Origin of the sequence: Bacillus sp. T3, from assembly GCF_033449965.1 — a bacterium.
In the GTDB taxonomy this organism is placed as follows: domain Bacteria; phylum Bacillota; class Bacilli; order Bacillales; family Cytobacillaceae; genus Bacillus_BU.
Genome location: NZ_CP137761.1, coordinates 694,560 through 709,708, shown reverse-complemented (window position 1 = coordinate 709,708; position 15,149 = coordinate 694,560). Strand labels below are relative to the sequence as shown.

Annotated in this window: 10 protein-coding genes and 3 pseudogenes; 4 read left to right on the top strand and 9 right to left on the bottom strand. The window is 40.6% G+C overall.

Translation table 11 applies throughout. The features are described from left to right. Positions 1–45: 45 nt before the first annotated feature. Together RGF10_RS03535 and RGF10_RS03530 are read right to left on the bottom strand one after the other, a co-directional pair. A pseudogene (locus RGF10_RS03535) lies at positions 46–2,497 on the bottom strand (heavy metal translocating P-type ATPase). 287 nt (positions 2,498–2,784) lie between these two features. Next, positions 2,785–4,245, bottom strand: a complete 1,461-nt coding sequence (locus RGF10_RS03530) for a c-type cytochrome (RefSeq protein ID WP_318507346.1) — start codon at positions 4,243–4,245, stop codon at positions 2,785–2,787. Positions 4,246–4,454: 209 nt separating this feature from the next. Here RGF10_RS03530 and RGF10_RS03525 point away from each other — a divergent pair, with 209 nt between their 5' ends. Continuing rightward, a complete protein-coding gene (locus tag RGF10_RS03525; RefSeq protein ID WP_318507344.1) occupies positions 4,455–4,694 on the top strand; it encodes a hypothetical protein in 240 nt (79 codons plus the stop codon). Positions 4,695–4,777: 83 nt separating this feature from the next. Here the strand turns inward: RGF10_RS03525 and RGF10_RS03520 are convergent, their stop codons facing one another. The 4 genes and pseudogenes from RGF10_RS03520 to galE form a co-directional block, all read right to left on the bottom strand. Beyond that, complete coding sequence (locus RGF10_RS03520) at positions 4,778–5,704, bottom strand: cation diffusion facilitator family transporter (protein WP_318507342.1); 927 nt, start codon at positions 5,702–5,704, stop codon at positions 4,778–4,780. Positions 5,705–6,297: 593 nt separating this feature from the next. Beyond that, positions 6,298–6,618, bottom strand: a pseudogene (locus RGF10_RS03515) (redoxin domain-containing protein); the annotation flags it as partial. 15 nt (positions 6,619–6,633) lie between these two features. Beyond that, positions 6,634–6,798, bottom strand: coding sequence for an LPS translocon maturation chaperone LptM (gene lptM, locus RGF10_RS03510; RefSeq protein WP_318507340.1), 165 nt, complete (start codon positions 6,796–6,798; stop codon positions 6,634–6,636). A 167-nt stretch (positions 6,799–6,965) separates the two neighbouring features. Next, complete coding sequence (galE, locus tag RGF10_RS03505; RefSeq protein ID WP_318507338.1) at positions 6,966–7,955, bottom strand: UDP-glucose 4-epimerase GalE; 990 nt, start codon at positions 7,953–7,955, stop codon at positions 6,966–6,968. 268 nt (positions 7,956–8,223) lie between these two features. Here galE and RGF10_RS03500 point away from each other — a divergent pair, with 268 nt between their 5' ends. The 3 genes from RGF10_RS03500 (at position 8,224) to RGF10_RS03490 (ending at position 10,344) form a co-directional block, all read left to right on the top strand. Continuing rightward, on the top strand, positions 8,224–8,514 hold the full coding sequence (locus RGF10_RS03500) for a hypothetical protein (protein ID WP_318507336.1): 291 nt from the start codon (positions 8,224–8,226) through the stop codon (positions 8,512–8,514). A gap of 81 nt (positions 8,515–8,595) precedes the next feature. Beyond that, positions 8,596–9,597 carry a cation diffusion facilitator family transporter gene (locus RGF10_RS03495; protein ID WP_318507334.1) on the top strand — a complete coding sequence of 334 codons (1,002 nt, stop codon included), beginning with the start codon at positions 8,596–8,598 and terminating at the stop codon, positions 9,595–9,597. 237 nt (positions 9,598–9,834) lie between these two features. Further along, positions 9,835–10,344 carry a DoxX family protein gene (locus RGF10_RS03490; RefSeq protein WP_318507332.1) on the top strand — a complete coding sequence of 170 codons (510 nt, stop codon included), beginning with the start codon at positions 9,835–9,837 and terminating at the stop codon, positions 10,342–10,344. A gap of 129 nt (positions 10,345–10,473) precedes the next feature. Here the strand turns inward: RGF10_RS03490 and RGF10_RS03485 are convergent, their stop codons facing one another. The 3 genes and pseudogenes from RGF10_RS03485 to RGF10_RS03475 all read right to left on the bottom strand — a co-directional run bounded on the left by RGF10_RS03485 (position 10,474) and on the right by RGF10_RS03475 (position 14,950). After that, complete coding sequence (locus RGF10_RS03485; RefSeq protein ID WP_318507331.1) at positions 10,474–11,661, bottom strand: PDZ domain-containing protein; 1,188 nt, start codon at positions 11,659–11,661, stop codon at positions 10,474–10,476. Between the two features lie 363 nt (positions 11,662–12,024). Further along, positions 12,025–13,475 (bottom strand): annotated as a pseudogene (locus tag RGF10_RS03480) (S41 family peptidase). 182 nt (positions 13,476–13,657) lie between these two features. Continuing rightward, the gene (locus tag RGF10_RS03475) at positions 13,658–14,950 is read right to left on the bottom strand and encodes a murein hydrolase activator EnvC family protein (RefSeq protein ID WP_318507329.1); all 1,293 of its coding nucleotides are present in this window, start codon (positions 14,948–14,950) and stop codon (positions 13,658–13,660) included. Positions 14,951–15,149: the final 199 nt, after the last annotated feature.

The window sequence follows — 15,149 nt, the reverse complement described above, 5'->3', positions numbered from 1 at the left end:
TCGAAAAGTTACTTTAGCAACGATTGAATCAGCTTTCTTAACAATTTATTTAGTCACTGGCTTAAATCCTTTTAATCTTATTGCATTTAATAGTACAGAGACCGAGCTTAAACTCATCGCTGCTGCAGCAATAATTGGATTTAATAACGGACCTCCGAAGATATAAAGAATCCCCATAGCGACTGGAATACCTAATGTATTGTAGCCAAATGCCCAAAATAAATTCTGCTTAATATTATTAATGGTTTTCTTACTAAGTTGAATAGCTGTCGGCACATCCATTAAATCACTTCTCATTAAAACGACATCAGCAGACTCCATCGCAACATCTGTACCTGACCCAATCGCTATCCCAATATCAGCTTGTGCTAGGGCTGGAGCATCATTTATTCCATCACCAACCATGGCCACTTTTTTGCCTTGAGCTTGCAATTTCTTTACTTCATTCGCCTTATCCTGTGGTAACACTTCTGCAAGTACTACATCTATGCCAACCTGCTTTGCAATAGCCTCGGCCGTTTTTCGATTATCTCCAGTAATCATTGCTACTTCGATACCCATTTTATGAAGCGCCTCGATGGCATTTTTACTGCTTGCTTTTACTGTATCAGCCACTGCGATAATACCACTAATAGAATGGTTGATCGCAATATACATAGGTGTCTTGCCTTCACCAGCCAGTTTTCCAGAGGTGTCCTCTAATTGGCTTATATCCACATTGCTTTCCACCATTAGCTTTCTATTTCCAAGCAAAATGGTATCTCCCTCAATCACAACCTCAATCCCGTGACCAGGGATCGCCTTAAACTGATCGATCTTTTTGAACTCTAATTTCTTTTCTTCAGCATCTCTGACAATCGCTTCACCTAGTGGATGCTCTGAACCCTTTTCAGCTGTTGCCGCGATTTGAAGAAGATGCTCCTTATTCATCCCATTTACTGTAACAATATCGGTTACCTTTGGTTTACCTTCCGTAATTGTACCAGGTTTTATCAAAAACAATCGTTTTAATTTTATGCGCTGTCTCAAGGGCAACACCGCTTTTAATTAGAACCCCGTGCTCAGCCCCTTTTCCTGTACCGACCATGATGGCTGTAGGTGTAGCAAGACCAAGTGCACAAGGACAAGCGATAACTAGTACAGAAATAAAGATCGTTAGTGCAAAAATACCGGAACTCCCGCCTAAGAAATACCAGGCAAGTCCACCACCTAGAGCTAATGCCATAACAATTGGCACAAAGATACCGGAAATAATATCAGCCATTTTGGCTATTGGTGCCTTAGAGCCTTGGGCATCTTCAACTAGTTTAATAATTTGAGAAAGTGCTGTATCTTTCCCAACTCTTGTCGCCTTATATTTTATATAACCACTTTTGTTAATACTTGCTCCAATAACCTTGCTTCCAGGTGCTTTTTCGACTGGAATACTTTCACCAGTTAGCATCGATTCGTCAATCGCTGTGTTGCCCTCAACGACTTCACCGTCAACCGGAAGCTTCTCACCTGGCTTCACAACAATAATATCTCCAACCTCAACCTCATCGAAAGGAATAATGGCTTCTTTTCCATTCCTGATAACCGTCGCTGTTTTCGGAGCTAATCCCATCAGCTTCTTAATTGCTTCAGACGTTTTTCCTTTTGTAACGGATTCAAGGTACTTTCCTAAAGTAATTAAGGTTAAGATAACAGCGGCTGATTCAAAGTATAATTCATAAGCATAATCTTTATTTCCTGTAAAAATTTGATAAATGGCAAAAAGTCCATATATATATGCCGCTGATGTTCCTAATGCGATTAACGAGTCCATGTTCGGACTTCTACGCCAAATAGCCGTAAAGCCAGCCTCAAAAAACTTAATCCCAAATAATAATACGATAGATGATAGCACTAACTGTAAGACAGCAAAGTTTTCAGTATTCGCCATTGGATCAATCGGTTTCGGAAGCATGTACCCTAACATGTGTCCCATTGATACGCCAAGCAATGGTACGGTAAAAATTAAGGAAACAACAAACCGCTTCCAAAGCGATTTGATTTCGGCTTCCTTTCTCTCCTTATCTTCGTCTACACTTACCTCTTCTTCTATAGCTTTATAACCTGCTTTAGAAACTGCCTTCTTAATATCTGCAACTGATACCTTCGATGTATCAAACGTGACATTCAATTTTTCAGTGGCATAGTTTACACTTGCCTCCATAATACCGTCCAGTTTTTTTACGGCCCGCTCGCTTGCTTTGGCGCAGGCAGCACAGGTCATTCCTTCTATTTTCATCACTTTGCTTGCTGAATCAAGTAAAGCACTATAGCCTGCTTTACTTACAGCATTTTGAATGTCAGTAACCGTTACCATCCCTTCATCAAAATCTACATTTAATTTTTCAGTAGCAAAGTTTACATTTGCTTCTTTAATGCCTGGCAATTTTTTCGTTACTCTTTCGACTGCCTTGGCACAGGCTGCACAAGTCATCCCTTGAATTTTCAAAACTTTGGTAGCCATGGATCCAACTCCTCTATGCTAATATCTGTGAATGATTATCTTAAAATATCTACTAGCATACTGTACTAATTTTTTATGTAATTCATATGAAGATGAATGGTTCTAAAGAAGTGTTACGACAATTGTCATATTTACATGTTGGTAAAAATAAAAGTTCAAGGCGCACAGCTTATCAGCGACAAGAAGCGCCTGCCGAAATGACAATGACTTGTGACCTCGAGCCAATTGTGCTCTAAGGACCTAAAAAGAAAGAGACAGTCCGAAAGTAGTGGACTGTCACTAACATACTATTTCTTCTCAGCTAACCAGCTCGCAAGAATTTTTGCTTCGGCATCGGAAACTAAGCCACTCGGCATCATCCCTTTACCATTTTTAATAATAGACAGGATTTCTTTCTCAGATAACTTGCCACCAATCACCTTAAGACTTGGGCCTGCCTTGCCTTCAAGATTCTCTCCATGACAACTTAAACAGCTCTTCTGATAAAGCTTTTCGCCGGCTTCTGCAACTGAATGCGATCCGCCAGAATGAATTTCTTCACTTGTTAAATCTGAACCACCTAAGGCCGAAAATGGTACGAATTGAATTTCATGCGGAATTCCCTCGGCTGGTATTTCAGTAATTAACTCTCCATTTTCAATATCCCATACCTGGACGCCGCTTACCACCTCACCACCGAGTTGATAACCATAACGCTTGTCCATTCCGTGGTTTAACGTCCATAATTCTTTTCCATCAGGACTTACACCAGTGTGAGCAGGAATCGTTGTTCCAGTTGAATTCCATTTTATTTTATAAGTCTTCGTGTCTATTCTATAAATTTGATTGCCGCCGGTCGTTACTAAGGCAGACTTTCCATCAGGTGTGAATGAGATATGAATTGGCCCGCCTTCAAATTTAATTTCCTTGGTGATTTCTAACGTTTTAGCGTCAATAACAACGACCTTCTTAGCACCGCCAACTGCAACCCAAACCTGCTTAGCATCCGGAGTTAGGTTTACGCCATGTAGGCTACCGCCAACAGGGATATTTTTAATAATTTCATTCTTCTTCCAATCAAGTACCGCTACTTTATCTTCTTGATCAATACTAGCAAACAGGTACGGTGAATCGATTACTTTACCATCCCAGTACATAGAAGGAGAAATATAATCGGTTCCTTTCCCAGTTGGAATGTCTTTTATTTTTTGCTTTGCTTGGACATCGATCACTGAAATTGTGTCGCCATACTGATTGGCTACATAAAGATACTTATCATCTGGGGAAAGCGCAGAATGGTGTCCGCCTTTGCCGACTGGAACACGCCACAATTCCTTGTATGTTTTAGGATCCATTGCAATGGCATAAGATGGTTCATCATAATTGAACCAATCTACTGTGAACATAAGCTTGAAATCTTTTGTGAAGGTAACAGCATGAGTGTCATGAAGGTTTGGATAATTTTGCTGAGTACGCTCCAGTTTCGGGCCTCCAACATCGATTGCGGTTAACATCTTATGATATTTTGCATCAATCACCCAAATTTTGTTACTTGAACCTCCACCGACAAAAGCTAGACTATCACTCCCCAGCTTTCCACCTGCAAGTTTTGTTTCAAGATCCTGATCAGTTGCTTCGTCAGCATGCTCCTCCGTTTTACTTGTATCATGTTCTGCTGACTCTTCATTCCCACCGCACCCCGTAAGGATAAACAGAAAGGAAATCATTGCTAGAACTGTTAGTTTTATGTATTTACTAATATTATCCAAGTAAATACCTCCCTTATGTAGTTTTTCTATGTTGCATTATGGAATATCAAGCTTTTGTCCTGTTATTATGCTTCAAAAGTTAACAAATATTGAACAGGGATAGCGCTTTTTAAAAACTTTTGTAACTTCATATCATCTACATAGGAACTCCATAATTTCTGCATGTTTGATTGTTATTGTTAAACCAAGATGAAAGGGAGGGATAAAAAATGAAGAAAATTATAATTGGAATATTATTTGCTGCTTTTCTGATTGGTGTAGGAACAGGCGCATTTGCAGCGGGGAATGAGGAAAAAGAAATTAACAACTTCGGTCAAATGAAACCACATATGGAGCAAATGCATCCAGATTTATCTACTAAGGAATTAAAAGAACTGTACGACTCATGCCATGGGAATGATACTGACAGTCAAGAACCTCAACAACAGAATGTAGTGAATAAGCTATAGATTATAGTTCTCGAACAAAATGAAAAACATGCCTGGTTCCCCGCCAAGCATGTTTTTTATTTTGATTTATTAGTTTGGTTCGTTTAGTTACACGTACCGTGCGGACTTGCGCAACCGATTGCTTCTTGTTCGACTTGGATAGTACTATGGTCAATCCCAAACTCATCATGAAGCAGCGATTGCGCCTTGCTTAGGACTGAATCATGACTCACATCATCCGATATCGATATATGGCAGGTTAGCATCGGCATACCAGAGGTAATCGACCAAACGTGCAAATCATGAACATCGTTTACACAAGGTATCGTCATAAGCGAACTTTTTACTTTTTCTGATTCAATATTAGTCGGTGCACCTTCCATTAAAATATGGAAAGAGTCTTTCGTAACCCGGAAACCGCTGACGATGATCAAAAATGCCACGATTACGCTTGCTATTGGATCAGCTATTCCCCAATTGAAAAAATAAATCAATAATGCGGCGATAATGGCGCCAACGGAACCGAGCATATCGCCAATTACATGAAGAAAAGCACTGCGAACATTTAGATTTTCATCTTTGTCGCCCCGCATTAGAATGAAGGCAGCCGCGATATTAACAATTAGTCCAAGCACAGAAACAGAGAGCATTCCCATACTTGATACGTCAGGCGGGTTTTGGAATCGCTGATAGGCCTCAATAAAAATATAACCAGCAATAAGGATTAATGTCAGTCCATTTAGAGCGGCAGCAATAATTTCGAACCGTTTGTACCCGAAGGTTTTGCTAATTGTCGCTTTCTTTGTCCCTAATATGATGGCATAAAAGCTTAACCCTAATGCCGCAGCATCGCTTAACATATGCCCCGCATCAGACAATAGCGCCAAGCTGTTTGTAACAATTCCTCCAATGACTTCTACGACCATGAACGTAGCAATTAGGATAAACGACCATAATAACGCTTGCTTATTCCCAGAATGATGATGGTGATGACCATGTTCATGGGAGTGACCGTGGTGATGATGCCCCATAGTCCATTCCTCCTCGTTTCAAAAAATATGAATGATGATTTCAATAAAATTATCCTTTAAGGCTATGTTATTCAAACAGGCATTTGATTGTCAATTAACTTTTTGTGAAAATGAGAATTATTTTTAATTAGAATTTAGGCTGAGGGAAAAACTCATTGAAGTTTGGGGTTGGATGTGCGAGTTTTTGGCAGTTTTGTGTTCTAATATTGACAACTGAAGTAAACGTGCATAAACCGATTTGGGTGAGCATATCCACAACTAAACGTGCATAAATTTCAAAAGTTGAACCATAAATTTTCAAAGTCGTGCATAAATCTGAAAAGTTGTATCATAAAATTTTAAACTTGAATCATATCCACAATTAAACGTGCATATCAGCAAATTTGCGTGCATAAAACGTCCTAAAATCCAGCACTTTTTCTAATAACTTTACCATTTTCGTAAAAAAAGCTATTTTTTCGAGAAAAATGGCTGGATTTTCCCCAACAAAACTAATTTCTTAACCAAAACCTTTCTTTATTTTATAAAAGAATCAACCAGCAAATAAAAAAGCTGGTTTCCGTTGAACTATTGACGGAAATCCAGCTTATGTATTATTTTTGACTAGAAATTTTCTCAGCTGCAAATTGAATAATTGCTTCTGCATTATCGCCAAATGGATCGACTACTTCATGATGGAGTACATTTCCTGCTTTATCCAGTACTGCAAACCCACGCAGGGACTTTGGTGCATTTTTATCGACCATTTCTACTTTTCGGATTAACACTAAATCCTCATCTGAAACAAGTGGATAATCAAGTCCTAACTCTTCCTTCAGATCCTTGTGATCCTTAACGGATGCCACACTAACAGCATAAACTTTTCCTGGGAATTCATTAAATAATTCTTTTTTGCTCTGCAGCTCGACCAGCTGCGATTTACAATAGTCTCAGGTGTTCCCGGTAAAGAAAAATACTAATGCCGGTTCTTCCATTTTTTCAAATGATACATCTTTTCCCTGATCATCTGGGAGTACGATCGGACCATCATTTCCGCATCCGGATAGGACAATGGCCAATAATAATGAGAGTATGAGCCAAAATTTATTTCGCATGCTTTTCCTCCTAGATTGTATTCCTATTAAGTATAAAGTGTACGGAGGTATTATTTTTATGTAAATTATGAACGAACTGTAGAAAGTGAGAAAATATAGGGGTTTTAACCTAAATACGCCAAAACCGATGGAACCAAAAATGATTCCATCGGTTTATATACATGGCTTTATTTATCTCCATACCCTTGTGGATTTACTTGATGCCAGTTCCACGCTGTTTCAATAATCGTTTCAAGTTCGTTGTATTTTGGTTTCCAACCAAGAACAGTTTGTGCTTTCTCAGATGTCGCAATCAATACAGCTGGATCACCTGCTCGTCTTGGGCTGATGATTTCAGGGATTTCATGGCCAGTAACACTTCTCGCTGTTTCAATAACCTGCTTAACTGAAAAGCCTTTGCCATTTCCGAGATTGAATACGTCGCTCGTCTCATTTTTGCGTAAATACTCAAGCGCAAGCCAGTGAGCATTAGCAAGGTCCATTACATGGATGTAATCGCGGATGCAGGTTCCATCTTCAGTAGGGTAATCATCACCATAAATGCCGATTGCCTCCCTTTGACCTAATGCAACCTGCAAAATGATTGGAATCAAATGCGTCTCTGGATCATGATCCTCACCGATGATGCCATCTGGATGTGCACCGGCTGCATTAAAATATCGAAGCGAGATTGATTTCAGACCGTCTGCACCATCGCACCAACGGAACATCTTCTCCATCGCCAGCTTCGTTTCCCCATATGGATTGGTCGGTTGCGTTGGATCCTGTTCCTGAATCGGAATCTGCTTCGGTTCCCCGTATGTAGCTGCAGTCGATGAGAATACAATTTTCTTCACATTATGATCGATCATTGCTGAAACCAATGTATGTGAAGCAATTAGATTATTATCGTAATAGGCAAGCGGTTTTTGAACACTTTCACCAACTAATGAACTCGCTGCAAAATGAATAACCGCTTCGATGTTGTGGTTATGAAAAACACGATCGAGAAATTCGCGATCATGCAAATCCCCTTTATAAAACGTCCCACCCGTTATCGCTTTCTCGTGGCCTGTTTGCAGATTATCAATCACAATCACTTCTTCTCCGTGATTTAATAGCTCAACGACTGTGTGACTTCCTATGTAACCTGCGCCGCCTGTAACTAAAATTGCCATGCCCATTGCCTCCATTGCATCAATATATTATGTAAAAATAAAGCAAATTCATTCCTTTTAAGGGAGAAAATTACCACACAAGTGTACCACAAGTTACCCACCAAGAACCGGATAACATGACGTAATTTTGTTTGTTTTTAACAGATCATGCCCTATTTCATAAAGCTGATACAACTTGTACCTCTTTCTAACTTAAACCTCAGCTATAATAAAATAACACATTATTCTATGTGAATTTATTATTTGAGTTTCAATGGGGTGAATGACGATGAAAAAGATCATTTTATCAATCATAATTGTATCTGCAATTTTTGGCATGGGTGGTGCGGTTCTTGCCAACACTCTTAATGTTGAACAAAGGACATCGGTTGAAAACAATGTGGAACAAATGGTAAACCAATGCAAGGAATGGATGGGCTTGAGCAATGAGGGCGATTCCGATGCCGGTAAAACCTGTAACATGGAAATGAACAATGCAAATGTACAAGCTCCTTCCCATATTAAGGTAGACAGTCCTGATCAATGTACAACAGAGGGACAAGAGAAAGTTATAGATTAAGGTTTAGAAAAGGTTCTAACTCATATTTCCATCTTAAAAAGGCATACTAACTTCAAACTCACTTTTGGAGGATTATGATAGGTGGAACATACTGCAGAAAGAAACAATTTCTTTGCATTAGTAAAGAAAGGGAATAAATCCTCAGCAATTGCGATGGTAGGAAATGCAGTAATCGCAGCAACGAAAGGAATCGCCGCTGGCTTAAGTGGAAGTGGGGCAATGTTTGCGTCTGCAATGCACTCTCTGGCTGACGCGGTTAATCAAGGGTTTGTATTTGTCGGGAGTATTTTATCAGAAAAAAAGCCTACTCAGCGCTTCCCAACAGGTTTTGGTCGAGTGATTAATCTATTTTGCATGATTGCCGTGATTGTTGTAACGATTATGGCTTATGAGACCGTTAAGGAAGGCTGGCATTTAGTCCATCATCCCGCTGATGTTCACGGAGGATTATGGCTTAATATTGCCGTCCTGCTTATTAACCTTGCGATCGACGGGGCGATTTTACTCAAAGCGATGAAAGAAATTAATGTTGAAGCAAGTGCCAAAGCAAAAGGTTTAGGGATTTTTTTCGGTGCCTTTAAAAATGTAAGGCGTGCTGCTCCAGCAACGAGATTGGTGTTTTACGAAGATTTAGTTGCCGTTTCGGGCGCATTGTTAGCGTTGATCGCGGTCGTGATAACGGCCCTTACCAATTTCGATGCATTAGATGGGCTTACGACGATCCTAATTGGCTTACTGATGTTTGGCGTTGGATTTCGAGTTGGCTTTGACAATATGGTTGGCTTGATTGGTGTAGCGGCACCAAAGGATATCGAGGAAAAGGTCGTCAAGATGATTTTAAATGATGCCGATGTAACCGACATAAACAAGATTCGAATAACTCAAGAAGGACGTTATTACCATGTCGAAGGATACGTTGAGTTACGACCGGGACTATCCTTGGCTGTAGCCGATGACATCAAATTCCGGATTCGGGATCATCTGCTGACTGATCAGGATATTGCAGATGTTACAATAGGGATTATCGAAGACAATGGTGTGAAGGATTGGCCTCCATTGTATCGTGATGAGGTACTTGAATAGTCTAATGGGCCGGCACGCTTCCTGTGAATACCTATCCATTCAAACTGCACAATGCTTTTGTGCGGTTTTTTTATCTTTATCGATGCATAAATCCCCCTTCTTAAACAAAAAGTAAGAAATGATAAAGTAATTCTATTAACAGCGTTCCTCTTGCTTAATTTTTCAGATGGGGAATTTTGTTTCTAGAAGCACTTCCATCATTGCTTTACTTAAATCAAACTGAAGGGAAGGATTCTCATGGTAAGCTTTTTGAGGGAAAGTTTAACTGCAGCAATCATCTTAGCAGTAATTCGAATATACATGGGCTATCAGTGGCTAACCGCTGGCTGGGGCAAATTGACAGGGGGCTTTGATGCAACTGGATTTTTAAAGTATTCCGTTGCCAATCCAGTCAAAGGCCCTGATGGTGGCGTTGTTTATGGGTGGTATGTGAACTTCCTAGAAAATTTCGCCATCCCAAATGTCGGGATTTTCAACACAATTGTACCACTTGGGGAGTTTTTAATCGGACTAGGCTTAATTCTCGGTTGTTTAACAACGGCTGCAGCCTTTTTCGGGTTAGTGATGAACTTCTCATTTTTCCTTGCAGGGACTGTTTCCCATAATCCAACAGACATTTTCTTTGGAACAATTATCCTGTTCTCCGGCTATAATGCAGGCCGTTACGGTTTAGATCGTTGGATTATTCCATTCTTTCGCAGAACCATGTTTAGAAAAGGCGATGAATACTCGCCAAAAACGACTTAACCTAACTCGATAAAGAAAAAGAACAATGGGAAGGTTATTTTCCCATTGTTCTTTGTTAGTGAATAGTTTACTGTATGTGGAATGATGCGGGAATGTGCATTGGATTTTTCTTGGTGATCTTGGTCTTGTTTAACCCGCTTGGTAATCCTTCTTTTTTTCGTCCTGGACAAACAGAATGCCAAGTTCATGATGATCGCCTTCATATAACGCACGCTGGACAAAACGCACTTCCTGATTCACGTCATATACCTCAAGCTTGCAATGAGCCCGATTTCGTTGTAATGCCTCATAGAATTCCGTTTCGTCCGTGACAGTTTGGCCGTTTACCTTCGAAATGATTTCGCCAACTTTAAGAGCCATTTTACTAGCTGGTGAATCAAGCAATATCCCTAAAATCATCAGACCATGATTTTGTTTTGAAAAATAAAACGGTAAATTCTGTTCACGGATTCGCAGTCTCCAAACGATGATTTCACGGCTTACGATCGCTATCATAGCAACAGCAATCGACGCAACTGGCATAAAGTAAGCTCCGCCAGCTAGAAACGCGATCACGACTCCAAGAATGACAACCTGTTTACCATGTGTTTTCATCGCGATTGCAGGTAAAACAGCTTGAATTTGCTGATGAATTCCGATGCCAAATGGGACGAGTAAGAGTGAAAACGTTTCGCCACCCACAGCAAATGTCGGCCACCAGCTAAATGGAAGCTGCAGAACGTCTCCAGGAATAAGGAGAAAGAGCGGAACCATCCACAATCTTTTCACCTCATGTGCACCAACACCTGCTCCGCGCTTTCCTTTAATCAACATCGGCGAGGTGCCCTTTTTACCATTCCAAAGAATCAGAATTCCCTCGGCAATAATCAATAAACCAAGTAGGATTGCTACAGCTGGAAATGCTTGGCCATTGAAATTCTTTGTTTCAATGAATGGAATGGTCCAATTTTGCCAATGTATTAAGAACATAGCAATGAGCGCAATGCCCAATGTATAAGCTGGTGATACGAAGCGAATTTTTGTTGTTAATAAAAATAAGAATGATGCTGCCGCTATAAGCACAATGGCTCCAAAAGGAATGACGACTCCTGCCGCTACAATGAAAATAGACAGACATAACCCAATTAATAAGCCATACGGAAGGAGCTGCCGCAGCTCAAAATAGGCATTTTCAACGCGGACATGAAAATTCTTTCGCTCGCGCTTAACCCGGCTAACACCTAAGTATGCAGAAATTAAAAACATTACATAAAACAAAGGATGAAGAAACAATTTTCCCGTCCCGATTAGAAATTCAACTAGCCAATCTTGCGCCACTTTATGCCACCTGCCCTTGCCTGTTAATTTCCGAAAAACACTATTACTATATATTCTAGCAAAAATCAAGCACAAAACCTATTACTAGTTTTTTCAAATTTGGGAAAAGATTTTGGATGTTTGTGGGATTAATAGGAGGATGGTCGGGGGCATTTAAGTGTGTGATTTGGGTTTATCGGTGAAAATTGTGATTTATCGGCGAAGATTTGGATATATCGGTGAAATTCAAAAATATATCGGTGAAAATAAAAATATATCGGTGAAATCCAAAATATATCGGCGAAAACGAGCTAAAACCTACTCACACCCTCTATAAAGGAAAGGGCAAAGCCACTAGCGACTTTGCCCTAATCCAAACTATCATTATTTGCTTAAATACTTCATCGCCGTTTGCAACTGCAAATCATTTTTCTCTTTGTGAAGCTCGTCGCGAATCGAATCGACCAAGGCAGTGGCCGTCTTCTCATCAATCACACCGGTTGGTTTGAGCTTTTTCACCTGCTGGAAGGCTTTTACCGCTGTTTCCGTCTCAGCACTAAAATAGCCATCCTTTCGCCCTGGTGAAAAACCAAGTCCCGCTAAAATTTCTTGCGCATTTTGGACCTGCTCATTGTTCATGTCCTTTTTCAATGGTTCTTCAAGGTTTAGGGGATGCGTTTGATACATCGCAGGCTGACTCACTTCAATGGTTGGCTTAATTCCTTTTTTATGAATCCAGTTGCCATCTGGTGTCAGCCATTTGAATAATGTCAGCTTAATGTTACTTCCGTCCCCCATTGGCACAGCCTGCTGCACAGTCCCTTTTCCAAATGTTTTTTCACCAATCAGCGCGTAGCCCTCTGTTTCATTCAAGGCCCCGGCCAATATTTCTGATGCCGATGCACTGCCTTTATCAATCAAAATCGCAACCTCGTAATCTTTTTTCTTTTTCAATTCAGAAAAATAACGAAGTTTTTCTCCATTGCGTTGTTCAATTTGGACATATGGTTTATTATCTGTCACGAGCTGACGCAGGATTTGCTCCACACTTGTTAATAGACCGCCCGGAATTGCCGCGCACATCAATGATCAGACCATCTATTCCTTCTTTTTCAAATGCTTTCAGTTCCTTTTTAAAATCATTCGCTGTATTTTCCGAGAAGGTGGTGATTTCGATATAGCCTATGTTTTTACCGTTTTGTTTTTTCATTTTAGCATGGATGGTTTCTAATGGAATTTCATCTCGTTTGATTTCGACCTTAATCGGTTTGCTTAGCCCTTCTCTTTGAATCTCTAATTTTACCTTTGTTCCCTTTTCACCGCGAATTTTCAGTGTAGCCTCATAAAGGTCCAATCCAATGACACTTTCATTATCAACCCTTAGGATTTGGTCATTTGGTTTTATCCAGGCCTTTTCCGCTGGTGAGCCTTTAAAAGGTGAGACAATTACTATTTTCCCATCGACACTGCTAACCTCTGCCCCAATTCCTTCAAATGAAGATTCTAACGTTTGATTGAATTGCTTTGCTGTTTCCTCATTCATGTAAACGGAATAAGGGTCCTCTAGTTTCGAAAGCATCCCTTGGATTGCTCCCTCAACTAGTAAGTCCTCATCAACGTCTTCAACATACCGTTTTAAAATGAGATCATACGCCTGAGACACCTTTTGGAGTTCATTGGCATCACTAGACTGTTGCTCTTTTGTTGTTTGGAGTGCTACCGCTTCCTTGTCCGACTGTTGCCTGCTATCCCACCATGACAGTCCAGGCATAGGTACCTCCGGCTCCTGTTAATAGCGACCCAGCTAATATGAGTGCTGTCCACTTTCGGTTCATCCCCATCCTCCTGTTCTCCATATCGATACATCATATGAAAACAAAGGACAAGTTATTCCCCAAATTTACCGCTTTAAAGCGCTGGGGGCCAGTCCCCCACTGCTTTAAAGCAGCGGAGGGACTGGCCCCCTCATCAAAGAAGGAGGCGCGAATGATTCGCGCCTCCTTTGATATATTAATAATTACATAGGTACATAGTTTAATGGGTTTACAGCGTTGGATTTGGCTGCATTCCATTCACCAACGTGCAATTCAAAGTGCAAATGCTGACCTGTTGAATAACCTGTATTCCCCATGTATCCGATTGTTTGTCCTTTTTTCACAACGGCACCCTCACCTACAGAGCGGCTGTTCATGTGAGCATAAACAGTTGTATAGACCTGGCCATTATTATAGTGAGAAACAAAAATACAGTTTCCATAACTGTTAGAGTAATAGGAACGACTTACTACTCCATCTGCAGCCGCCACAATTGGCACCGATACGCGATTGGCAATATCGATCCCTGCATGATATTCACCCCAGCGCATTCCTAAACCTGACGTAATCGTCCCCGCTGCAGGTCTCGTCCAAAAACCACTGGAAACTGCAGGGGCACTACCGCCGCCGCTAGTTGAGGATCCACCGTTACTGCTTCCATTATTGTTTCTGGCAGCAGCTTCTGCTGCAGCTGCTGCGGCAGCGGCTTCCACTCGCTGTTTTTCTAATTGAATCGCCTTTTGAACCGCTGCCCCCTGGGATGCTAGAATTTGAGCCTGTTCCTCTAAAGCTAGTTTTTCAGCATGAATTTGTTCTTCCTGAGCTTCGAGTGAAGATATGACTTTATCTTTTTCAGCTCTTTTTGATGCTAATTGCTGATTGATTACTTCAAGCTCTCTATGCATCTTCTCCAGCGATGCCAAATCTGCTTCAACCTGCTTCTGTTTTGCCTCAAGGAGTTGCTTGTCCTCCTTGTGCTGACGTAAAAGATCTTGGTCTGCTTCCAAAATAGTTGCTAATGCCCCCACTCGATCAATAAAATCACCAAAACTTTGAGCTCCCATCAAAACATCGATATAGCTAACGCGGCCACCATTTTCCTGGAAGGAACGTGCACGATCCTTTAACAATTCATTTCGCTTATTAATTCGTTCAGTAATTTCGCCGATATCTACTTGAAGCTGTTGGACTTCTCCCTTTTTCACTTCAATTTCTTTTGATTTTTCTACCATTTTTAAATTGGTATCGCCAATTGCTAAATCAATTCGTTTCATCTCGTCATTCAAAGCTGCCTTTTGATTTTGAATGTTGCTAATTTCTTCATTTGATTCATTAATTTCAGATGTCACGCTCGATTTTTGCTGATTGATTTGATCCTTTTGCTGCTGTAAGTTATTTAATGTTGAGGCAAGTGCAGTGTTTGCACCAACCACTGGATAAAAGCTTGCTAGCATGAATGTAGTTGCCACTGATAGAGTATATACTGTTCGTTTCAAGCTCCGTTCTCCTCTCTATGTCTCTGTACAAAACAAGCCTAGAAGCCTAGAAGACTTCTTCTAAGCTTCTTGCTTATTTATTTTTGCGAGGACTTTCACAATCGTTTAGCGATTCAATCTTCTTGTTAATTGACTTTGTTAAGTTTGTCTGTTGATTTCCGCTCAAGGTGTTCGCTTTCCGCGGGGAGTCTCGCACCTT